This is a genomic window from Oceanobacillus jordanicus, from assembly GCF_022095695.1.
Lineage (GTDB): Bacteria > Bacillota > Bacilli > Bacillales > Amphibacillaceae > Oceanobacillus_B > Oceanobacillus_B jordanicus.
The window spans coordinates 48,307-70,990 of record NZ_JAIFZM010000006.1 but is presented as its reverse complement, the minus strand read 5'-3'; the positions used below and the strand labels follow the sequence as shown (position 1 = coordinate 70,990).

Genomic DNA, 22,684 nt, shown 5'->3' with positions numbered 1-22,684 from the left:
CAATAAGTTGACACATTTCTAATATGGCATAACACTTTGTAATAATCTATCGCATTTTAGTTAAGTTTATGTAAATTCAGAACTATTGAACTATAAATAACGAAAAACAGTTCTATGTAACCAATCAAAACATATCCCCTGTGATATGACTTATTTTTAATACTTGAAAAATAAGTTAGGACAAAGTATAATATTTACTTGTCCGGGGCATTAGCTCAGCTGGGAGAGCGCTTCGCTGGCAGCGAAGAGGTCAGCGGTTCGAGCCCGCTATGCTCCATAATAGAAAAGGTAAAAGGTCAGCCGAAACTCTGCTGGCCTTTTTTCTATGCTTTGGCACGTGTAGAAAATAACAAGTAATGTTTCAAATGGTGAACGGAGATAAATTACGGTAGGGAGGATTCCCGTCTTTTTTGTCGAATGTAGCTAGATAAGAACAAGAGGGGGATCTACAAATGAAAAAGGTAAAAAAAGATAACATCATTGAGGATTTTCATGGCACTAAGGTTAGTGACCCATACCGTTGGTTAGAGGATCCTGATTCAACTGACTCGATTGAATGGAGCAAGCAACTTGGAAAAGAGTGTGCAGATTACTTCTCCACAGCAACTAGTCAGCATACTGACAAAGAAAAACTAGAGGCGTTGTTTCACTACACAAAGCATTCTGTGCCAAAAAAAGTAAAAGGAACCCTCTTTTATCAACGTAATGAAGGGTTACAAAATCAAGCTGTTTTATATAAAGAGAAAAATGGACAGGAATCCATCGTTATTGATGCGAATGGCTTGAGCGAGGATGGTACAGTGGCAATGACCAATTATGCCATCAGTTACTCAGGGCAATATATAAGCTATGCTACTTCAACTCATGGAAGTGACTGGCAAGAAATACGTGCTATTGATGTAGCAAACAATGAAAATCTGCAAGACCACATTCAGCATGTGAAGTTCTCAAGCATTGTCTGGTCTCCTGATGATAGTGGATTTTACTACAGTCGATTCCCAGAGCCGGGGTCAGTAGAACCAGAGGATGAGAGTAATTTCAACACTGTATATTTCCATAAGCTAGGGACTAAACAACAAGACGACATACTTGTACATGAACAGCCAGAAGATAAGGAACTAATGTTTTCTGCATTTATTAGCGATGATAAGAAATATATTGGTTTATACGTAAACGAAGGTACTGCCACAGAGAATAGAATCTATATTAAACCAATTAATTCTGAGGATGCTTTTATTAAATTGTTAGATCAGCAAGATGCCGAGTACAGCTATATCACAAACGAAGGAAGCCTATTCTATTTTCAAACGAACCAATTGGCACCAATGGGAAGGGTCGTGGCCATTGATATAAATGCCCCTCAAAAAGAGAACTGGAAAGAAGTTATTCCCGAGCAGCAAGGCGTTCTAGAATATGTAGTAGCGTTAAACGAAACCCTAGTAGTCGCAGTCCAGAAGGATGCTCATCATCAACTTCATCTTTTCAGTAGAGATGGGGTGTACAAGCATGAAATTGAGTTACCGATACTAGGTTCACTCACTGATATTACGCGAAACAAAGAGGAAGGCATTATATACTTTGGTCTTACTTCCTTCTTAAACCCAACGACAATTTATTCATACAATGTGGGCAGTAATGAATTAGAAGTGATAGCAGAGTCCGAAATGACTGTAGATACAGACCCATTTAAAACAGTTCAAGTCTTTTACCCATCTAAAGACGGAACGAAAGTGCCTATGTTTCTCACCTATCGTAAAGATCTGGAGCTCAATGGTCAAAATCCCGTTTTGCTTTATGGGTATGGCGGCTTCAATGTTAGCATGACTCCGTCCTTTAACCCAGCTGTTCTCCGCTGGCTAGAAAAAGGTGGCGTTTATGCTGTTGCCAACCTTCGTGGCGGGACAGAGTACGGGGAAGCATGGCATAAAGCTGGAATGCTAGAGAACAAACAAAATGTCTTCGATGACTTCATCGCGGCAGGAGAATGGCTAATTACCAATAATTATACCCGTAAAGAAAAGCTATCGATTATGGGGGGATCAAATGGCGGCCTGCTTGTTGCTGCGTGTATGGTACAACGCCCAGATTTGTTTGGTGCAGTAATTTGCCGTGTTCCCGTAATTGACATGCTACGTTACCATAAGTTCACCATAGGTCGTTACTGGATTCCAGAGTATGGTAGTGCTGACAACGCTGAACACTTCCCATTTCTCTATGCTTATTCCCCACTCCATAACGTGGAAGTGGGAGTAACATATCCACCAGTGTTGATCGCAACAGCGGAAAGTGATGACAGGGTTGTTCCAGCCCATGCGAAAAAATTTGCTGCAACATTAAAAGAAAAAGCGCATGAGGATTCTACTATTGTACTACGTTTAGAATCCAAAGCCGGACATGGACTTGGAAAACCAACATCCAAAATTATTGAAGAATGGGTCGACTTCTACGCATTTTTAGATAAAGAACTAAAATAGAGCCATGTACACCAAAACACCGAAAAATCATCACGATTTGGAAATAAATCTGATGATTTTTCGGTGTTTTTATTTGAATTCGTAATATCGAGCACGAAAGTAAAAACTAGGTTACACCCTGCAGCGCTTCACATGTTAAAGCATTACATTCATTAAGCATCCATTTCCTTTTTCTTATAAACGACAACTGTTAAGAGACTTGCTACCACAATCCAGGCTAGAATGATGGCAAAATTGCTCCATAAGTCGGAAAACATAGCTCCTGCTTCTACTTCTGTTGCTAGTTCGACCAGTTGAACGTTTGGCAAATATTCAATAAAGGTAAGAATTGGGTACTCCTCAATTAGCGTAAGAAATAAAGAGCCAAAAGAAAATATAAACATAACAGGTAATGTTACGACAGATGCTTCCACAACAGATTTTGTCAGAAGTCCCATTAAGGTTCCTAACGCTATATAGAAGAAGCAAGAGATTAGAATTGCTCCCCCGACTATCAAGTAATTGGCTGGTTCATACCCTGTTAAATAGGCACAAACTAAAACTGTTAACACTGTTATAACAAATGTAACCAGACTTTTCCCGCCCAGAATCTCTGGTAATGTAGCTGGTGAGAGCATTAATCCACGCAACGTGTTTTTTTCCTTTTCCTCTGCAATGATGGCACTCTGAACAAAAACCCCTACTGCTGCAAAACTCAAGTTAATAATTAAATAGTGCATATCAATCGTTACTTCGTCCATTCTACCGTAGAAAAGTGCCAGCAATAGCGGCATAAGCATCGTGGTTGTAATAAACATATTTTTGGTTAAGTCCCTTACATCCTTTTGAAAAATGGCATACATTCGCTTTATTGAAAACGTCATACTCCCTCCCTGTAACTTCCACAAAAATATCTCCTAATGTTGGTTCATTTGAATGAATGGAAACGACCTTTCCGGATGCCAACCGTTCATAAATTTCTTTTGCTCCCTCTTGTCCGCCGGGAAGCGTGATGTTACTTCCATCTTGTAATTCTAGTAAAACGGTGTTTTCCGCGAATTGTCTGCGCAGTGCTTTTGGTTCATCTAGAAGCTGTATCCTACCTTTGTTAAGAAAGGCAACGCGATCACAAAGGCTCTCTGCCTCACTCATGTCATGGGTTGTCAGAAAAATGGTCGTCCCTTTTCGGTTTAATTCGCGAAGTCCTTGATGAATATGCTTAGAGTTAGCCGGATCCAACGCAGAGGTTGGTTCATCCAGAAATAACAGCTCAGGCTCATGAAGCAAAGCTCTAGCTAATGTCACACGCTGAATCATTCCTTTTGATAGTTTAGCAACATTCTTTTTTCTTTCTTCTGACAGACTGACCATCTCAAGCACTTCTGAGATGCGAGTGGATGGAACATCATATAGCTGACAGTAAAGCTTTAAATTATCTTCAATGGAGAGTCGTTGGTACAGTCCACTGTTATCTGTAATGACACCAAACCTTTTACGATCTTGGGGCTTATTTAAGGTGGCTGCTGGCTTCCCAAAAACAGATGCCTCCCCTGAGGTGTGCGAAAGTTGCCCTGTTAAAATTTTTATTGTGGTGGTTTTCCCTGAACCGCTTGGTCCAAGAAAACCAAATGTTTCTCCTTTTTTGACTGAAAAATGGACATCCTCTAAAGCTGTTTGATTGCCAAATATCTTCGCAAGAGATGTCACTTCGATAATGTTTTCCATTTGTTTTCCTCCCAGATGGTGATGTTTTATATAAGTGTGTGTTCAAAAGGAGGATAAAAAGGACCGAGAAGTTCGAGGCGGCGTAGCTTTGAGTACCAGAACGTATGTAATTAATACGTGAGGAACGGATAAGCAAGCCAACAAAGAAATTCGATGTGTCATTTTTACCGGATTTTTTGAACAGCCTCTATAACTCAACTATAGAAGGAAAACCGCATGAAATCAGCACTTTCACCGTGAAAAGAGCAAATAAGGGGGTGAATGGAGCTTATTTCAGTCCCAACATCTCCTTTAATTGGGCCATTTTTGTTTTAGAAAGCGGGATGGATGATTTTGCTTTATCATCTAAAATGAGACTGTAGCTATTTCTCGTCCATGTGATCACTTCACGTACCTTTTGTAGATTAACAATGTAAGAACGGTGGCAACGGAAAAAACCAACATGTTGTAGACGGCTTTCTAGCTCATTTAATGTGAACAGGCTAGGAAATGATTCGCCCTTAATATATATATTTGATTGCCCATCATTGCTTTCTACATAGTCAATCTCTTGTGGATCGAACAATACAATTTTTTCATTTACTTTGGTCGGAATCTTATTGAAGTGAAACGGCTTAATATCCTCACCATCTTTTTCTTCTGTAAGTACTTCTTCTTTTTTGCTTTCTTCTTCCGCAACTTGCACAACATGGAGACCATTATCGTCCAATCGAAACACCTGGTCAGCTACGGTCAACGCACTTTCCAGATTACCCGTCAGAATTAAACTGGCTTTTCGTTTTTTCTGCAGCTTCTTTACTAGGTTTACAAAAACCCTTCTCGTTTCCATGTCTACATTCAAATCTGGCTCTTCAAAAATAAACACATCTGGATTTCGTATGATCATTGTGCCAAAATGTACTCTTCTTTTTTCTGAATCTGTTAAACTTCGGATCCTGGCCCTTCTTTTATCCTGAAGTTGGGTATCCAATAGAAGTTCTTCCATACGATAACCGGAGGTGTAAAGTTTGATAAAGAGAGAAAAATAATCCTCTACTTTTAATCTTTCATATAACCCTTCTTCATAAAAACAAATATTTATAGCAGACATATATGCCTTCTTGTCTTCTTTCAATGTTTTTCCGTGAACAAAAATTTTCCCTTTAGAAGGTACAGCCTTTCCCCTTAAAAGATCAAGAAGCATTTTCCGTATATTTAAAGTCGAGTATATGGCAACAATCTCTCCCTGAGCTAAGGTAAGGTCAAAATTAGGAAAAAGCATATTGTCCTTTGACTGTTTTTCTAAATCGCTGAATATCAATCCTTCTGTCATGTCCATCACTTCCTGATCCAAAATTTATTAAGCTTTTGTTTAATAGTACTAAATAACGGAAATATTCTCTATAACTTATACTAAAGGATGTGGCGGAATGAAAGCTGTAACATTTCAAGGCAAAGAAGCAATGGTAGGAAAGCAAGTCGCGGATCCAACGATTCAAGAAAATAGCGATGTGATTGTACGCATCACAGCAAGCGGCATATGTGGATCAGACCTTCATCTGTATCATGGAGGAATAGAGCCGGAAACCGACTATGTGGTTGGGCATGAGCCAATGGGGATTGTAGAAGAAGTTGGTTCAGAAGTGAAAAGCTTGAAAAAAGGGGATCGAGTGGTCATTCCTTTTAATATAGGATGTGGTGAATGTTTCTTCTGTAAAAACCAAATGGAAAGCCAATGTGATGAATCCAACCCACATGGTGAAGTTGGTGGGCTATTTGGTTTCACCGAACAAAATGGTGGCTATCCAGGAGGACAGGCAGAATACCTCCGTGTGCCATACGCTGACTTTACCTCTTTTAAAGTGCCAGAGTCGAGCGAATTGAGTGATGAACAGGTGTTATTATTATCCGACGTCATTCCAACCGCATATTGGAGTGTGGAAAATGGCGGGGTACAAGAAGGCGATACTGTTATCATTCTAGGTTCAGGCCCAGTTGGGTTGATGGCTCAAAAGTTTGCATGGTTAAAGGGAGCAAAACGCGTAATATCCGTTGACCAGATGGATTACCGACTTGACCATGCTGCTCAAACCAATAATGTAGAAACATTTAACTTTAAGGAGCATGAAAAAATTGGTGAACTGCTTCATGAAGAAACAAAAGGTGGAGCAGATGTAGTGATTGATTGCGTCGGAATGGACGGAACCGTGCCACCAAAAACAGAATTTGGTTCGGAAATGGATAACCAATTTGGAACAATCAGTCCGATCATAACAGCATCAAAAGCTGTACGAAAGTTTGGTACTGTCCAATTGACGGGTGTATATGGATCAGATGCCAATAGTTTCCCATTAGGTGATTTCTTTACCCGAAACGTCGCCCTGACGATGGGACAGGCTCCGATCATCCATATGATGCCAAAGCTTTATGATATGGTGGAGCAGAAAAAAGTTGATCCTACTGACCTTATTACACACAGAATGTCCTTAGATGAGGCGGATAAAGCATATGACATGTTTGACAAGAAAGAAGATGGAAGTATTAAAGTGATTTTCAAACCATAATACCCATGACAAATGCTAAATAGTTTGTTAGTCTATAAGTATCGGCATTGTTGCTGATCAATAATTTCATACGAAGAAGACTACTAGGGGGGCCCGATTATGGCGGGCTGAGAGGTTAGCACATGAGCTACCGACTCTTATGAACCTGATCTGGTTAATACCAGCGGAGGGAAGTAGTGGACGTACAAGTTACGTCTATCCTATTTCAAATTACCGAAGCCAGGTCCCCTTGTGACCTGGCTTTTTATTATTGCCATCAGGTTAGTCTAAAGAAAGGAGGTTATCGTGAAAAAGACACAAATGATTACCACCATGGCAGTGTTTGTTGCCATTGGAACACTTGGCTCCCAACTACTTTGGTTTCCTGCTGGCATTGCCAAAGCCTACCCAGTTCAGCATGCAGTTAACGTCATTGCAGCAGTTATACTAGGCCCTGTGCCAGCAGTTGGGATTGCTTTTATGATCGGATTAGTGCGGAACTTACTTGGCCTTGGAACATTGCTAGCATTTCCAGGCGGAATGATAGGTGCTCTTCTTGCAGGCATTCTATATCAAAAGCTTGGTAAAAAGCGTTGGGCAACCCTTGGAGAGATGATTGGAACAGGAGTTTTGGGTTCTCTGTGCGCTGTACCTATCTCAACTATTCTGCTAGGAAATCCTGTTGGAGCACTTTTCTTCATGCCATCCTTTCTCGTCAGCAGTGTTACAGGCGCCTTCATTGGTCTATTTATCGTTTCCCGTTTAAACGAACGTTCAATTACTAGAATACAAGGCACTTAGTCTTTTATTCACCTTCGAATCTATGGAATTAGAGAAAAGGTTTAACGTCCAGTAAATGGTTATCTACATTAAAAGGAGGCATTAACTATGAACTTTTCAGAACAGTTAAGAAAAGAAAACGATGATCTATTTCAGATGATTTTCGCGCATCCATTTGTACAAGGTGTCGGAAAAGGTGACATCTCAAAGGAAGCGCTCGCCCATTATATTAAAGCGGATTATGAATACTTGAACGCGTTTATGCAAATTTATGGAATTGCCCTTTCAAAGTCACAAGATCGGGAAGATATCGCTTATTTCTTCGATCAGATTAAATTTGTACTTCACGATGAAATTCATCCACATCGAAATTTCTGTGAGCATATTGGCGTAGAATATGAAGCATTACAAGGGCATTCACTTCCGCCTACTGCCGACCATTATATTAAACATATGATGTACCATGCTCAAATGGGTTCGTCTGGTGAGATTATCGGGGCTTTACTTCCCTGCCCATGGACATATCTAGAAATTGGCAAGAAATTAGTAGAACAATATCAACCTGATGAAAGTCATCCCTTTTACGATTGGATAACCTTTTATACTGGAGAAGAAATCGAGCACACAACGAATGAATTACGCACTCGTCTAGATCGATTTGCTAACCAAAGTTCACTTGAAGAACAGGAAAAAATGAAAGAAGCCTTCCGCATAAGTTGCCAGTTGGAGTTGAAATTTTGGGAGATGGCTTACACGTGCGAAGAATGGCCATCAGCTAAAAAGGGGAATCGCTAATGAAACAAATACCTTGTGCACTAACGATCGCCGGAACAGATCCAAGCGGGGGTGCTGGCATTCAAGCTGATTTAAAAACCTTTCAGGAATTACAAACCTACGGGATGTCTGTTGTTACATCAGTCGTAGCCCAAAACACAACAGGTGTGCAGGATGTGCATCACCTTCCAGTTGAATTTATTGAGCAACAACTCGAATCTGTGCTTTCCGATATGCCGGTGCATGCCCTCAAAACGGGAATGATTGCAAATGAGCCCATGATGGAAGTTATTGCGAGGTATATAACTAAAACCAAGAAGAAAGTTGCTTATGTCATGGACCCTGTAATGGTAGCAACAAGTGGCGATCCTCTCATTGTTGAAGAAGCACGCCATTTTCTAAAAAAGGAGCTGCTTCCACTGACAACCATTGTTACCCCCAACCTTCCAGAAACGGAATTTATTACGGGAAGACAAATAGAGTCAACAGAAGATATGAAGGAAGCTGCTGCTTATATAGTTGATGAACTGGGAGCTGGTGCAGCACTTATTAAGGGCGGACATCTTCAGGGAAGAGCAGTAGATTTCCTTTATGATGGCCATCGCATATATACGTTTTCGGAGGAACGCATTAACACAAAGAATACACATGGCACAGGGTGCACCTATTCTGCAGCAATAACCGCTAACTTAAGTAAAGGTTTATCGCTTTATGAAGCTGTTTTGCATGCGAAGAAATTTGTTACGGAAGCAATACGCTATTCCTTTCCAATTGGGGCTGGAAATGGTCCGACGAACCATTGGGCGACAAGGATAAAGTGAACCTTCAATCAGTGGGAGGTTTATCTTCCCCACTGATTGTTAGTTGAACGAATCGGGGTGTTAGCGTCCGTTTACTCCCTCTTAAATATCACTGTTTGAAGTGGGAGTCTTACGGACTGTTGCACCGGGATAAAGGAGGAAAGATAAGCAATGAATGCTGATCTAATCAAAGACGTAAGGAGAAACAATCCACTTATCCATCATTTAACAAACCAAGTCGTGATGAATTTCACAGCAAATGGACTGCTGGCATTCGGCGGAGCTCCCGTGATGGCTAAAGCGGAGAAAGAAGCCGCCGAAATGGCCTCAGCAGCTGATGGGGTATTAATCAATATTGGAACATTGACGCCTGAGGAACTGCCCGCCATGATAAGAGCGGGAATTTCTGCAAATAGAAAAGGAATACCTGTTGTACTCGACCCAGTTGGTGTGGCTGCAACTGATTTTCGTAAGGATGCGGTAAAGCAACTTACAGATGAAATCCAATTCACTGCTATTAAAGGCAATGCAGGAGAACTGGCTCATCTTGTAAGTACCCCCTGGGAAGCGAGAGGAGTGGATTCTGTGGGAGATGGTGATGCAAATGAAGTTGTCCAAAGTGTAGCAGAAACCTTTCAAACTTCAGCTATTATCACTGGAAAAACAGATTTCATCTATACAGATGGCAATCTATACACAAATGATTCTGGTCATCCTTTATTAGGAAAAATAACTGGAGCAGGTTGCTTGCTTGGTTCTATTATTACGGCTTGTTTATCTTCGGGGGACGCTGCGAAAGATAGTCTGCTAACAGCCGTTTCCTTTTATGGGCATGCCGCTGAGTTTGCAGCACAACAGCATAATGTGACGGGTCCTGGTAGCTTCTCACCTATGTTTATTGATGCATTATCCCTTGACCCAGCGCAATTGCAAGAAAGGAAGATTTAAATGGAGGCACACCTACTTCGCAAATATTTCATAATGGGCAGCCAAGATTGCGATAGAAACCCGGTGGATATCTTAACAGAAGCAGCTCAAGCAGGGATTACGGCCTTTCAATTTCGTGAAAAAGGCCCTGACTCTCTAATGGGTTTAAAAAAGGTAATGCTAGGAAGGCAGCTAAGAAAGATTTGTTACCAGAACTCCATCCCTTTTATTGTTAACGATGATTTAGAGCTTGCAGAGGTCTTAGATGCAGATGGAATCCATGTCGGCCAAGACGACGTCAACGCAGAAGAGGTGCGGGCTCGATTTCCTGATAAAATGATCGGATTATCCATATCAACGCTAACAGAGCTTGAACAGAGCCCTTTATCTGTAATTGATTACCTCGGAGTAGGTCCTATTTTTCCAACTGGGACAAAAAAGGATGCCAAAACTCCTGTTGGCACGAAATGGATATCTCAAGTTCGAAAACAGCTATCACATTTACCGCTCGTTGGGATTGGGGGCATTACCACCACATCAGCTAGAGATGTTATGGAAGCTGGAGCAGATGGTGTGGCTATCATATCTGCCATCACCAAGGCATCAGACATACAAAAAGCCGTAAATCAGTTATAAACCTCAAAAGCGCAAGCGTCCGTTTAGATTTCCCAGACAACTAGGAAGAAGGGAGCATCGTTGTGCCCCCTTCTTCCTGTTTTCACTTCCTTTTATCTGCATATATCGCCATTGCATCACGCATAAATACTGCAAGGCCATCCCCAAATTGATCAATGTTTTTTGTGAACCGCTGATCGTCTACATACATTTGGCCAAGTCCTTTAAATGCTTCAAAAGAATAAGTCCCCATTACATTCAAGAAGTTGAACCACTCTCCAATTTTATCTTGTGCAACGTCCGAACCTGGCTCTAGTTGACGAATCGCTGCCAACTCTTTGTATATGGCATTGAATTTCTTCTCGAAGTCCTCTTTTTCACCATCAGACATGTTGATTAGCTTTTCATTTGATTCATCTACTGCTTTATCCCCCCACCGTTTACGGGCTTCTTCCTCAAAGGGGTTCTTGCTAAAATCAAATCCTTCAAACTTCTCTTTTGCGCTCATTGTTCGCTCTCCTTTCGAATACTGAATCGTTTTGTCGATTGTTCTCATCATTTTGTCAATCCTATTTCTTTTTTCCAGTAGCATTTTTCGGTGTAAAGCTAGCGCCTCTTTTTGATCAAAGGTTGGATCAGTGATAATCTCCTTGACCTTCTTCAAAGGAAAGTCCAGTTCTCTAAAAAATAAAATCTGCTGCAGTTTTTCAAGATCTTTTTCGGAATAAATTCGGTAGCCGGCATCTGTTATTTCTTCAGGCTTTAGTAGCCCAATCGCATCATAATGATGCAGTGTGCGCACACTGATTCCTACTAAATTAGCCACTTCCTTTACTTTCAACGATAAATCCCTCCTTCAATAACTACAATAAAGTATAACGTAACGTTAGAGTCAAGAAGAAAAAAGCCCATTTAAAAATATACGGATAACGACAATAGACCAAAACACAGGATCAGGGCATTCGCCCAATTTTCATAAAGCAATCCCAAAATAGACGATTAACCATATATTATATCGAGTACATTTGAGGAGGTAATATATTGACTTATTATAATCAACCACCATACGAAGACGATGAGGAAAGACAATTAAATTTCCCAGGACAGATTATCGGGGGATTATTCGGCCCCGGAGGAGGTTTCCCGGGACAGCCAGGGCAGGGAGGATTTCCGGGAGGACCAGGCAATCAAGGTCCAGGAGGATTTCCAGGGTTCCCGGGTCAAGGTTCCCCTGGTAGCGGAGGCGGATTTCCTGGCCAAGGAGGATTTCCTGGCGGAGGGGGCTTCCCGGGTCAGCCCGGACCAGGACCAGGGCAGTCTGGAGGCGCACCAACTACCCCTCCACCGTCCTTTCAACCAGTTCAGCCACAAGCGCAATTGTTTGCAGTTGATCCTGGCGCAATCCGAAGCTGCCTGTTTCGCTTCACTTTTATCTGGACGCGTTGGCAGTCATTCTGGTTTTTCCCTACATTTGTAGGTAGAAATTCTATTTCTGGGTTTAGATGGACTGGAAATAGATGGTTCTTTTTCGGCACCGACCTAGACAATGTGCAATCCTTTCAATGTTATTAGGTAGAACTTTATTTATCCAGGGCTCATGCACACCCTCCTCCCTCACTTTTTCATAGGATAAGATGAAGGGAGGAATCCAACGTGTATCAATTAGCTTTACTCTATTTAGCTTGTGTTCTCGCTGGCTTCGGACTCGCTAACTTGCCATCTTCCGCCATTGTTACTGCTGAAATCGCAAACATCTTTGACCTTGTTGGTGGCATTGCCATAATAGTGTTTGGTGTAGCCATACTTTACTTGGGCTTTAAATCCCTATTCAACAAAAGATAGCACAAAAACAAAGACACCATCCAGTCTACTGGAGGTGTCTTTGCTCTTTATCAATCTTAATGCTTATTCATTTTCTTGCTCATTTCTCTTTGCCAGATCAACCCTTGTTCGATGGCCATTTTTCTAGCAATTTTCGGAGCATTCCACAACGGCGGAAGCAAGAGTAATGATACAGGTACTGCGGTTATTACAATTGAATTTTGGATAGAAGAAATACTGTCCTCACCAATGGAAAGAATAACAGCTGTTGTTAAACCAAAAATGATCGCCCAAAATACGCGTAACCATCTTCTAGGACTGTCATTTCCCGTAAGTGTTGCAGCCACAGTATAAGACATGGTATCCACTGTTGTTGCAACAAAGACAACAGATACAATAAGAAATCCTAGTCCTATCCATGTACCCAGCGGAAGCTGATCAGATATTGCCATAACAGCAGCAGGCATACCACCTTCACTCAGAGCTCCAGAAACAGATCCCGGATTTTCGGTTTCAAAGAATAGCCCTGTTCCACCAACTACTGAAAACCAGAAATTATTTACTAATGGTGCAACAATGGATACAGCAATAATAAGTTCCCTAATCGTTCTACCACGAGAAATACGACTAATAAAGACAATTAACATTGGCGCATAACCGATAAACCATCCCCAGAAAAAGATTGTCCAAGCACCCAACCAAGCGCTATCGCCTCTAAACATACTCATGGTAAAGAAATTCTGGATATGATGGCCTGTTCCACCGACAAAACCATCTAAAATAAACATAGTCGGTCCAATAATTAAAACAACAATTGCTAAAAATATTGTAAGACCAACATTATAACGACTAAGTGTTAAGATCCCTCTATCTACACCAGTGGCCGCAGAAATAGCTGCAATTACTGCCAATCCTAAGACAACGGTAATACTTAAGGTCAATGTATTGGGCACATCAAATAAATGGTGTAATCCATAAGAGATTTGCAACCCAAGAAATCCTAAAGGTCCAAGTGTCCCTGCAACCGTTGCGATAATGGAAAAGATGTCTGCAGAGGATCCAAGAATACTTTTATGATAAATTTTCTCTCCGAAGATAGGGAAGAGCAACCCTCTGGGGCGCAGTGGAAATCCTCTATTATAATGAACATACATCATTACAATCGTTGCGAGTGTACCTAGAATAGCCCAGGCAGTAAATCCCCAATGCAAAAAAGATTGTGCTAACGCGGCATTAATATTATTAAACTCTCCTCCACCAAATAAAGGCGGTGTGGTCATATAGTGATACATTGGTTCAGAAGCAGCCCAGAAGACTCCTCCGCTTGCCAATAAGGTTACTAAAATCATTGCAACCCAACGAAAATAACTATACTTTGGCTTATCTTGCTTGCCCAATTTTACTTTTCCATACTTTGATATGGCTAGTCCAATCCCGATAAAGAAGTTCCCTAATAGTAACAACTGCCAATAAGCTCCAAAGAACGTTGCAGAGTAACTAAATAAGTTGTTGATTGCACTACCAACCATGTCACTGTTAATTAATGAAAGTACGATAAATGCAGTTAGAAAACCACCACTAATTATGAACACTGGCCAATCTAACTTTTTTGATTTACGTTTCACGCTTTTCCTCCTAATTTTTTTAGGAGCAAGTGTCTAAAATTGGTTGTTTAGCTTTGTCATTTAAGACCGTTGGATGGAAGTTGATTATTGTTATTATAGTAAATAACCCTTGACGAAGTTCCACCAGCTTGCCCTTTTTTATAACACAGGTCAATATTATAGTCTAAATTAGCTAATTGGTCAAAAAATTACTATAATTTATACATGTGCTTTTACCTATTTTTTGCACCATTTATAAAATATATGCCGGGCAATACATCATTATTATTTCCTGAAACCTCGTCAACTATTTCTATCGCTATTCTTTTATAATTTCATCAACTGTTTCTTCAACCTCACTACGTGACATTTTTTCTTTTCCGTTCTGCATCGCACTAAGCGTTCTTTTTGCTAAAGCTAACGGAATTTTACAGAAGTGTAAAATATGTCGTGTGTGAATTGACTTTATGTAGGTATCTGCCTTATCAAGGTTTTCACTGGCATATGTAAACAAATCATCTCGGTCCCATCCATCAGGGATAAACGTGACACCACGTTCGGCATCTTCTTCTTGATTGCGTAGCATATTAACAGCTTGGAGACCTCTTCCATAGCCGATTGCCAATTCTCTATCAGTAATCGTTCCATCATACCATTCCCATATATCTGATAACATGACACCAACAAGACCTGCAACATAATATGTATAATCATCCAAGTCCTCTTCCGTATTCACTACCCAATCGCGTGCTGCCCAGTCTGCCATTCCTTTTGCCATAATACCCGTAGATTCTAAAACTTTATCAACAATTCCTCTTGGGCACACTTCAATCCATTCGCCCAGTCTTAATGTCACCTCTGGCAGAATATCCTCATAGGGGGCCAGCAGCTCGTTATAGGCCTGTTGGTCAAATTTATTTAGTAGAAGGATACTGATAGCGTTCAGCAATGCTTGTTTACTACTATTATCTAGTGCTTCATGATCTTCTATTTCATCAATGGCCCGCATGCACAAATAAGCAGAACCCACCGTCATTTTAAGTGGTTGCTTTAGAAGTGTAATCGGTATGTAGAATGTTCTACTTGTTTGTTTAAGGACACGCATGGCGTCTTTCTCTAAACCTGTTTTTTTAATCAATGGTTACTTCCTCCCTTTACTTCCTTGAGGTACCTTAAGTATACCAACCCTCACATGCTTATGCCACTTTCCACAATGGTAAACGTAAATTAAAGTAAATTGTAATGGGTTCTTTATCCTAGAGTTGATTGATGCCCACAGCATGACTTCCAAATTTTCACACACATATTTTTCCCTATTTTTAGAAAGCTATAAAAAAGCAGGAGCCTTTTGTAACTGGCTTATTATGTTTGAACAATTCTTTTGCCAGTAAGCATTAGTTAGCAATATTGCCATTTGAGATGGAGGGAATCACAACATGGATTCACGTGAAGAGGAAATCGTAAATTATTTTGATCAGTCAATTTTAGAATTTAAAGAAGGAACCAGTCGCTTTGAGGCAAAACTTCCTAAAATGACTAAGGGGTACTTCGAATTTACAGAAGCATGCTTTGATAAAGGAGCTATTGCAAAGAAAGAAAAGCAGCTAATAGCGCTTGGCATTAGTATTTATGCCCAAGATGAATATTGCATTATGTACCATACAAAAGGATGCGTGGAAAATGGCGCCTCAGAAGAAGAATTTATGGAAGCCATTGCCGTTAGTGCTGCAGTAGGTGGCGGCGCTGCATTTTCTCAAGGGGTAACCCTTGCAATGGACACCTTTGACTACTATACCCAGAAGTAAAGAAAAGCGTAGCGTGCCCGTTTAGAAATGTAGCGAATGCGCCTGGCCATGCCAGGTGGCTCCATGTAGCCACGCAAAGTGGCGGTTTTAATGGAGCATTCCTCTTAGGAGACAAAGGAATCATGCCCCTGCAACAGGGGTATGTCGACGTTGGCCGCAAAGGCCGTTTTTAGTCGACCCACCTTAAATTACGAAACCGATGATGACTTGCACCCTCCGGGTATAAGGGCGACTAGGCCTCTGGTTAACCCCAATCGGCAAATCTTCTTTATCGTAGGGCGATTTGCGAAGTCGCCTAGTTTCTGGGCACGCGGAGCTAGACAAAAGAAAAGCATAGCGTTCCAGTATGAAAAAAGCTGTCAAAAGGGGAAAATCTTTTGACAGCTCTACATATTTTTGGCATATGATTTCGTTGCATCATACACACAGTATTGGTTTTTTCCTTTTTCTTTTGAAGCATATAGGGCAATATCCGCCTTTTTATACAATGTTTCAATATCAATCCCATCCTGCGGCGTCACGCTAATCCCGATACTTGCTGTCAGAGAAATACCGCTTTCTTCTGTAACAGACTGAAATAGGTTAGAAACTGATTGGAGTAGTCTTTCAGCAACATTGCTTACATCCTCCCCATTTGTATTAGGCAAGACGATAATAAATTCATCTCCACCCATACGGATCGCTGTGTCATCCTGACGACAGTTATTGCGAATACAGGACGCTAGCTTAATCAGCAATTCATCGCCTTTGTCATGGCCCAATATGTCATTTACATTTTTAAAATGATCTAAATCAATCATTAGAATTGCCGTTTCTTGTCGATCCTTTATTCTCTTTTCCAAAATTTCTTCAAATGCTGTACGGTTTTTCAATCCTGTCAACTGATCGTGAAACGCCATATACATTGGCCTTGCCACCCATTTTGAAATGAGCAGAGCAAGAATAATGGTCACTACAAATACGATTGCCAGTTGCCAAATAAAAATCGTTCGGTTTCTTTCTAAAATTGAACCTAGTCCGTCATGGTTATAACTAATTTCCACTACCCGATTGGTAGAAATACCTTGCGTATTATCAGCAGAATAGTAGTTAAACCGATATAGAGCGGGATTTCCACCCCATTCCCCCTCTACTTCAGTTGTACTTTCCGAACGAATAGCCTGATTAAATGCCTCCTGTCTATCCCCGTTGAGCAGGTTTTCGTCTGTGGGCGCCCCAAGCTTATACCCATCTATATTTAATACATTTATCTCATTAATTGCCTCATACTGATTCTCCAAATCCTGTATTACTTCAAGAAAATTAAACTCATTAAAAATACGTTTGTCAGCTAACGAATAACCCAATTCAATGATGTACTTCTCGTCTGGAGTCGGCATATAGCTAAACTTTTTTAAGTCCCCAGTCTTCTGTTGCACATCCAATTCGTCCACTGCAAATTCACCAGCCTGCCTTCTCTCGTCCAGTAGGCTTGAAAACTCACTACAGCACGCTGAAAAATCCAGCCCTTGATCTTCTGGAAAGCTTGTATGTATGATGACATTTTGATCATTGATAATATAGAGATCCATTCCTATTTCTTCTTTAATCGCAGCAAAATCCCAATTCTTGAAAGAAGGATTAGATTGATAGCGTTCTACCAATTCCTTGGTTCGTTCCTTCATTTCCTCTGTCGTATCCTCATCAAAAATGCTATACGCTTTATCTAGGTTACTCAGAGAGTCCATTACAATATCCTCTGTCTGTTGAATTTGCACCTGGTTATTGGTGATAGCCTCCCCCTTCAGCTTTATGTAATCAATAATAGCTATACTAAAGGAAATAATTAGAGCAAAGGTAATCATGGTAACAAATAGTTTCAATCGGAATCTCGCTTTCACGTCCCCACCTCTCTCATCATGATACTATGCTAATTATACTAAAAATTCAACTATCCATAGGAAATAGTACCCAATTAAAGATTATACTAATCTCTTTTTTGAGAAATAACAGCTATGAAGATAATTAAACTCACCCCGCATCAATTAAATTTACAAGAAGAATTCTTTTTGTTTTGGGAGTGGAAGATCTTGGTATAACATGAAGATGAAAATGTACCTAGGAGTGATCACTATGCAGAACGCCATACGAAGGCTTACCATACAAGATTTCCGCCTTGTGGAAGAAATGGAAACAGGTATAGAAGAGGATTATGTTCTTCGGATTTTTAATAGATTATTAGATGGTAATAATCGGCTATTTGGTTTATTCAACAAAGGTCAGTTAGTTAGTATTGCCGGATACTCGCTTTACGCCTCCCATTACGCTATGCTAGGGCGATTGCGAAGCGACCTTCGTTATAGAGGGAGAAATTTCTCTACATCCTTAATGCAGCACATGATAGAGGAAGTATTTAAAATGGAGAGGATACATTGGGTGGGAGCCAATACACAAGAAAACAACCTTGCAGCCAAAAAGGTTCTCCGAAAGGCTGGCCTTCATTCACATAAAATACTTTATAGTACAATCACACAGAGTCCTTCTAAGCTTGAGACAGGGGCGAAACCATGGAAAGAGGTACATACCCTAAAAAGAAAAAAAGACCTCATCTATAAGGGATACCTTGAAACCTATTCCATATTCCCCTATCAATGCTATTATTCCTTCCCAGCATCATGGGAACTGTTTACGGATGAGAACTTGCTTAGTTGGTCCTTCTATGAAAACGAGAAGCAAAATCGTTTTCTCATCACCAAAGAAGACCAAAAGAAAAACCATTACCTTCATACTATCTATCCTTGGGATGATATTCATCAACAGGAAGGTTTATGGGAAACAATTACTGCAGATTATAAACAATTAACTCAAAGGACTGGTGAGAATACCTATGTATGGATGGATTTAATCCCATCAGAAGTAGAAAAACTGCCAGACTACCATCCATTTGAGCTACCTTCCCCGTGGATATTATTTGGCATAAGTCGCAAATCGTGGCAACAGACATAAAAAGCATAGAGCGGCGATATGGGAATGCAATTAAAAGCAGACCACTTCATTCCAATATTGTCCATCTAAGTTCACCTGTGACAACACAGCTACTGCGCCCCGAACGATAGGATGGTTCGGGGTAAAACATTCTTATAAAAGATTAAATGAACTTTAACGAATGTTAAAATCATGGTGACTCTTATGCTTGTAACGAAAGTAGCCACGCCCCTGCAAAAGGGTGCGTCGGCATTGGCTGCAAAGATTGATCGCCTACCCTCATTTCTTTCCTTTGCGAAATAGGACAATACTTAGAATTCCTGATAATAACCCAACCGCTCCTCCAGCTTCCAGATTTCCCAACAACAATCCAACGCTAGAACCGACTAATAAGCACGTAATAAAGGTTAATCCTACACTCGCTTCACTCATTTCGACACCTCCGCATTCCAATATATAGTGTAGTGTATTAAGCATCTCTTCGTTTGGTTAATTCCAGGCCCAAAGCACTACAAAATGAAAAGTATATGTAAGCGTTTTACATTATATTCGGAAAATTCCTTATTGCTATACTTCTTTATACGTGTTTAAATATCTAGTAACCAAAAAAATCGAAGAGGTGATTGTGTGGGAGAGCAAGTTTCTGTCAGTCTACTTGGTTTAGGGGTAGTTGGCTCAGGTGTTGTAAAGCTCATAGAGAACCATCAAGAAGAATTAGCACATCGGTTAGGTTGTAGCGTACAGGTAAAAAGTATCTTAGTACGGGATATTGAAAAAGTGCGTGATGTTTCGATTGATCAGACACTTCTCACCACAGATCCAAATGATATATTACAAGACCCCGAAGTGGACGTTGTGGTGGAGGTAATGGGAGGTATCAAGGAATCTTTCCAGCACATTTTGGACGCATTTTCTGCTAAGAAACATGTCGTTACGGCAAATAAAGATCTTGTAGCTTTACATGGTCCAGAACTTCAACAAGCTGCCGATAAAAATCATTGCGACTTTTATTATGAGGCAAGTGTTGCTGGCGGTATCCCTATCTTAAGGGGAATCACCGATGGCCTTTCTTCCGATCGCATTCAACAAGTAATGGGGATTGTAAACGGTACGACAAATTATATTTTAACCAAAATGAATAACGAAGGAGTCTCTTATGAGAATGCCTTAAAGGAAGCACAGGAACTGGGATTCGCTGAATCAGATCCCACCGCTGATGTAGAAGGACTTGATGCAGCAAGAAAAATGGCGATCCTTGGTAGACTAGCTTTTTCCACGGACATCGAATTGTCAGAGGTGGAGGTAGCAGGGATTAAAAATCTCGATCTAGAAGATTTGAAATACGGAGAGCGCCTAGGTTATACCATGAAGCTCATTGGCTTTGCAAGCTGTGAGAATGGCCAAGTCGAAGTAAATGTCCAACCGACCTTGCTATCCAAAGACCATCCACTAGCAGATGTGAAGAATGAATATAACGCAGTCTATGTATATGGAGAAGCAGTTGGCGAAACGATGTTTTATGGTCCAGGTGCTGGTAGCCTACCTACAGCCACTGCTGTTGTCTCTGACCTTGTAACAGTTATTAAAAACATGAAGCTAGGAGTGAGCGGTCACAGTGCCGTTAAACCACGCTTTAAAAAAGAGTTAAAAACAGCAGATAAGCGACTCGGTCAATATTATATCCGTTTGCATGTAAAAGACGAAGTAGGAGCTTTTTCCACTATCTCTTCTCTTTTTAATACGTTTAATATTAGTTTCAAGCGGATTTTACAGACACCCGTGAAGAAACATGAAGTTGCGGAAATCATTTTAGTCACACACCAAACGTCTTTAGAAACATTTAATCATTCCTTACATGATCTAAAGAATTTAGATGTGGTTATGGAAGTAAAAAGCTACTACAAAGTTGAGGGAGATGTTGAACGTGAAATGGCAGGGGTTACTAAAACATTATAAGGAATATTTGCCTGTAACCGAAAACACACCAGATATCAGCCTAGGAGAAGGAAACACTCCTTTTGTCCATTTTAAAAATTTATCCGAACAGCTTGGGATCGAATTATATGGAAAAGTAGAAGGCGCAAACCCGACAGGTTCTTTTAAAGACAGAGGAATGGTGATGGCTGTAGCAAAAGCGGTAGAGGAAGGAAGTAATGCCATTGTATGCGCGTCTACAGGTAATACTTCGGCTTCCGCCGCGGCGTATGCGGCTAAAGCTGGCATCCGGGCTATTATTGTTATCCCAAAAGGGAAGGTAGCAATGGGGAAACTCGCGCAGGCTATTATGTACGGAGCAGAAATTGTAGAGATTGACGGGAATTTTGACGAAGCCCTTTCAATGGTGAGGGAAATTAGTGAAAAGGCAGATGTCACCCTGGTTAACTCCGTCAATCCGTACAGACTAGAAGGACAAAAGACAGCTGCTTTTGAAGTGTGCGAACAATTAGGGGCCTCCCCTGACATCCTTGCTATCCCTGTTGGGAATGCCGGGAATATTAGTGCCTATTGGAAAGGATTTAAGGAGTATAACGAAAAGACAGATAGCGGCCTTCCACAAATGTTTGGATTTGAAGCAGAGGGAGCAGCAGCTATCGTAAAGGATCAAATTATTAAAGATCCTGAAACAATTGCAACAGCAATTCGAATTGGTAATCCAGCAAGTTGGAAACTCGCGGTTGCCGCAAGAGACGAATCGGCTGGAATAATTGGTTCTGTTACGGATAAAGAAATTACAAAAGCTTTTAAACTATTGGCCCAGCAGGAAGGAATATTTGCTGAACCAGGCTCCTGCGCATCCATTGCAGGTGTCATCCAGCAATGTGAGCAAGGAGTTATTCCGAAGGGCAGCAAGGTCGTTACCGTTCTAACAGGAAATGGTCTAAAGGATCCACAGACTGCTATTGAACAGATGGAGGTTAAGCCTGTTGCCCTTCCGAATGATTCAGACTCTCTGCTACGCTATATTGGAAGTACGGTGACAGTATGACAGCTTTTCGTATTAGCGTTCCTGCCAGCTCCGCAAACTTAGGGCCGGCATTTGATTCAGCAGGAATTGCGCTGAACTTATATTTAACACTGGAAGTTAAAACACAGGATGAATGGGAATTTATCCACGTTTCCGACCTGCTTCCAACTATTACAACCTATGAGGAACATTTTATTTACCAAATTGCCAAGCAGACAGCTGACCAATTTGACTTAGTACTACCTCCTTGTAAGGTGAGGGTCACCAGTGACATTCCATTAGCTCGTGGTCTTGGCAGTAGTGCTGCAGCGGCCCTCGCTGGGGTAGAAATAGCAAACCAACTATGCCATCTCAATCTGTCTAGTGAAGCCATACTGAAGTTTGGCACTGCATTGGAAGGCCACCCAGATAATATAGCTGCTTCCTTATTGGGAGGATTAGTCATCTCCACCGTAGAAGAAGAGGAGGTACATTACGTCAAGCTTCCCCTTTTCGAACTAGAAGCTGTTATAAGTATCCCCTCCTTTGAGTTAAAAACAGAGGAAGCCAGAAATGTATTGCCAGACCACTTCACTCGAAAACAAGCAGCAACAGCAAGCAGTCTTAGCAATGTACTAATTGCTGCTTTAGCTTCAGGAAACGTAAAACTAGCGGGAGAAATGATGGAGAAGGACTTGTTTCACGAGCCATACCGAGCCGGGTTACTCCCCCATTATGAGATGATTAAGCGAGAAGCAAAGTTGGCTGGGAGCTATGGCACTGTTATAAGCGGGGCAGGTCCCTCTATGATCTCATTTGCGCGAAAAGGGACTGGCCGCTCCTTAGCTCGACACCTGCAAGAACTATTTCCGGACTTACAAGTGAAAGTTGCCCAGATCGATCAGGAGGGCATGCAAATATACTGAAACTCATTTGGTGGGATCTTATTG

General features: G+C 41.0%; 22 protein-coding genes, 1 tRNA gene and 1 riboswitch. Of the genes, 15 read left to right on the top strand and 8 right to left on the bottom strand.

Annotated elements, in window-relative coordinates; all coding sequences use genetic code 11:
• Window positions 1-204 precede the first annotated feature (204 nt).
• Both K3T81_RS08715 and K3T81_RS08710 read left to right on the top strand, forming a co-directional pair.
• Window positions 205-277, top strand: a tRNA-Ala gene (locus K3T81_RS08715).
• Window positions 278-452: 175 nt separating this feature from the next.
• Window positions 453-2,474 carry a prolyl oligopeptidase family serine peptidase gene (locus K3T81_RS08710; protein WP_238019418.1) on the top strand — a complete coding sequence of 674 codons (2,022 nt, stop codon included), beginning with the start codon at window positions 453-455 and terminating at the stop codon, window positions 2,472-2,474.
• A gap of 152 nt (window positions 2,475-2,626) precedes the next feature.
• Here K3T81_RS08710 and K3T81_RS08705 read toward each other — a convergent pair whose 3' ends face one another.
• From K3T81_RS08705 to K3T81_RS08695, 3 genes are all read right to left on the bottom strand, one after another.
• Window positions 2,627-3,271, bottom strand: a complete 645-nt coding sequence (locus K3T81_RS08705; protein WP_238019416.1) for an ABC transporter permease — start codon at window positions 3,269-3,271, stop codon at window positions 2,627-2,629.
• Window positions 3,216-4,178: an ABC transporter ATP-binding protein gene (locus tag K3T81_RS08700; protein WP_238019414.1), complete on the bottom strand. Its 963-nt coding sequence runs from the start codon at window positions 4,176-4,178 to the stop codon at window positions 3,216-3,218. The genes K3T81_RS08705 and K3T81_RS08700 overlap by 56 nt, the downstream gene beginning before the upstream one ends.
• Before the next feature lie 268 nt (window positions 4,179-4,446).
• A complete protein-coding gene (locus tag K3T81_RS08695) occupies window positions 4,447-5,490 on the bottom strand; it encodes a LytTR family transcriptional regulator DNA-binding domain-containing protein (protein WP_238019412.1) in 1,044 nt (347 codons plus the stop codon).
• Between the two features lie 97 nt (window positions 5,491-5,587).
• On the opposite strand from K3T81_RS08695, the gene K3T81_RS08690 reads away from it, so the two are divergent.
• The 6 genes from K3T81_RS08690 (at window position 5,588) to thiE (ending at window position 10,617) form a co-directional block, all read left to right on the top strand.
• Window positions 5,588-6,721 carry a zinc-dependent alcohol dehydrogenase gene (locus K3T81_RS08690; protein ID WP_238019411.1) on the top strand — a complete coding sequence of 378 codons (1,134 nt, stop codon included), beginning with the start codon at window positions 5,588-5,590 and terminating at the stop codon, window positions 6,719-6,721.
• Between the two features lie 75 nt (window positions 6,722-6,796).
• Window positions 6,797-6,910: riboswitch (TPP riboswitch) on the top strand.
• Between the two features lie 96 nt (window positions 6,911-7,006).
• Window positions 7,007-7,501, top strand: a complete 495-nt coding sequence (gene thiW, locus K3T81_RS08685; protein WP_238019410.1) for an energy coupling factor transporter S component ThiW — start codon at window positions 7,007-7,009, stop codon at window positions 7,499-7,501.
• An 87-nt stretch (window positions 7,502-7,588) separates the two neighbouring features.
• On the top strand, window positions 7,589-8,275 hold the full coding sequence (gene tenA, locus K3T81_RS08680) for a thiaminase II (protein ID WP_106895581.1): 687 nt from the start codon (window positions 7,589-7,591) through the stop codon (window positions 8,273-8,275).
• A complete protein-coding gene (gene thiD, locus K3T81_RS08675; protein ID WP_238019409.1) occupies window positions 8,275-9,075 on the top strand; it encodes a bifunctional hydroxymethylpyrimidine kinase/phosphomethylpyrimidine kinase in 801 nt (266 codons plus the stop codon). Before tenA ends, thiD begins: the two co-directional genes overlap by 1 nt.
• A gap of 150 nt (window positions 9,076-9,225) precedes the next feature.
• A complete protein-coding gene (gene thiM / locus K3T81_RS08670) occupies window positions 9,226-10,002 on the top strand; it encodes a hydroxyethylthiazole kinase (protein ID WP_161464017.1) in 777 nt (258 codons plus the stop codon).
• Window positions 10,003-10,617: a thiamine phosphate synthase gene (gene thiE, locus K3T81_RS08665; RefSeq protein WP_106895578.1), complete on the top strand. Its 615-nt coding sequence runs from the start codon at window positions 10,003-10,005 to the stop codon at window positions 10,615-10,617.
• An 82-nt stretch (window positions 10,618-10,699) separates the two neighbouring features.
• Here the strand turns inward: thiE and K3T81_RS08660 are convergent, their stop codons facing one another.
• Entirely contained in the window at window positions 10,700-11,437 is a 738-nt protein-coding gene (locus tag K3T81_RS08660; protein WP_238019408.1) for a MerR family transcriptional regulator, read from the bottom strand.
• A 200-nt stretch (window positions 11,438-11,637) separates the two neighbouring features.
• Between K3T81_RS08660 and K3T81_RS08655 the strand changes: the two genes are divergently transcribed.
• Window positions 11,638-12,168, top strand: a complete 531-nt coding sequence (locus K3T81_RS08655; protein WP_238019407.1) for a hypothetical protein — start codon at window positions 11,638-11,640, stop codon at window positions 12,166-12,168.
• 81 nt (window positions 12,169-12,249) lie between these two features.
• Window positions 12,250-12,438: a hypothetical protein gene (locus K3T81_RS08650; RefSeq protein ID WP_036577013.1), complete on the top strand. Its 189-nt coding sequence runs from the start codon at window positions 12,250-12,252 to the stop codon at window positions 12,436-12,438.
• Window positions 12,439-12,494: 56 nt separating this feature from the next.
• On the opposite strand, the gene K3T81_RS08645 is transcribed toward K3T81_RS08650, so the two are convergent.
• Window positions 12,495-14,042 carry a BCCT family transporter gene (locus K3T81_RS08645; RefSeq protein ID WP_106895577.1) on the bottom strand — a complete coding sequence of 516 codons (1,548 nt, stop codon included), beginning with the start codon at window positions 14,040-14,042 and terminating at the stop codon, window positions 12,495-12,497.
• A 298-nt stretch (window positions 14,043-14,340) separates the two neighbouring features.
• A complete protein-coding gene (locus tag K3T81_RS08640; protein WP_238019406.1) occupies window positions 14,341-15,159 on the bottom strand; it encodes a squalene/phytoene synthase family protein in 819 nt (272 codons plus the stop codon).
• Between the two features lie 298 nt (window positions 15,160-15,457).
• Between K3T81_RS08640 and K3T81_RS08635 the strand changes: the two genes are divergently transcribed.
• Entirely contained in the window at window positions 15,458-15,826 is a 369-nt protein-coding gene (locus tag K3T81_RS08635) for a carboxymuconolactone decarboxylase family protein (RefSeq protein WP_238019404.1), read from the top strand.
• 386 nt (window positions 15,827-16,212) lie between these two features.
• Here the strand turns inward: K3T81_RS08635 and K3T81_RS19585 are convergent, their stop codons facing one another.
• A complete protein-coding gene (locus tag K3T81_RS19585; RefSeq protein ID WP_238019402.1) occupies window positions 16,213-17,706 on the bottom strand; it encodes a GGDEF domain-containing protein in 1,494 nt (497 codons plus the stop codon).
• 232 nt (window positions 17,707-17,938) lie between these two features.
• Here K3T81_RS19585 and K3T81_RS08625 point away from each other — a divergent pair, with 232 nt between their 5' ends.
• The gene (locus K3T81_RS08625; protein WP_238019400.1) at window positions 17,939-18,811 is read left to right on the top strand and encodes a GNAT family N-acetyltransferase; all 873 of its coding nucleotides are present in this window, start codon (window positions 17,939-17,941) and stop codon (window positions 18,809-18,811) included.
• A 258-nt stretch (window positions 18,812-19,069) separates the two neighbouring features.
• On the opposite strand, the gene K3T81_RS08620 is transcribed toward K3T81_RS08625, so the two are convergent.
• Window positions 19,070-19,222, bottom strand: a complete 153-nt coding sequence (locus K3T81_RS08620; RefSeq protein ID WP_159033181.1) for a hypothetical protein — start codon at window positions 19,220-19,222, stop codon at window positions 19,070-19,072.
• A gap of 195 nt (window positions 19,223-19,417) precedes the next feature.
• On the opposite strand from K3T81_RS08620, the gene K3T81_RS08615 reads away from it, so the two are divergent.
• Genes K3T81_RS08615 through thrB form a run of 3 tightly spaced genes read left to right on the top strand, consistent with a single transcriptional unit; the run spans window position 19,418 to window position 22,660 of the window.
• Complete coding sequence (locus K3T81_RS08615; RefSeq protein WP_161463946.1) at window positions 19,418-20,746, top strand: homoserine dehydrogenase; 1,329 nt, start codon at window positions 19,418-19,420, stop codon at window positions 20,744-20,746.
• Window positions 20,715-21,776: a threonine synthase gene (thrC, locus tag K3T81_RS08610; protein ID WP_161463945.1), complete on the top strand. Its 1,062-nt coding sequence runs from the start codon at window positions 20,715-20,717 to the stop codon at window positions 21,774-21,776. Before K3T81_RS08615 ends, thrC begins: the two co-directional genes overlap by 32 nt.
• Window positions 21,773-22,660 carry a homoserine kinase gene (gene thrB, locus K3T81_RS08605; RefSeq protein WP_238019398.1) on the top strand — a complete coding sequence of 296 codons (888 nt, stop codon included), beginning with the start codon at window positions 21,773-21,775 and terminating at the stop codon, window positions 22,658-22,660. Before thrC ends, thrB begins: the two co-directional genes overlap by 4 nt.
• Window positions 22,661-22,684: the final 24 nt, after the last annotated feature.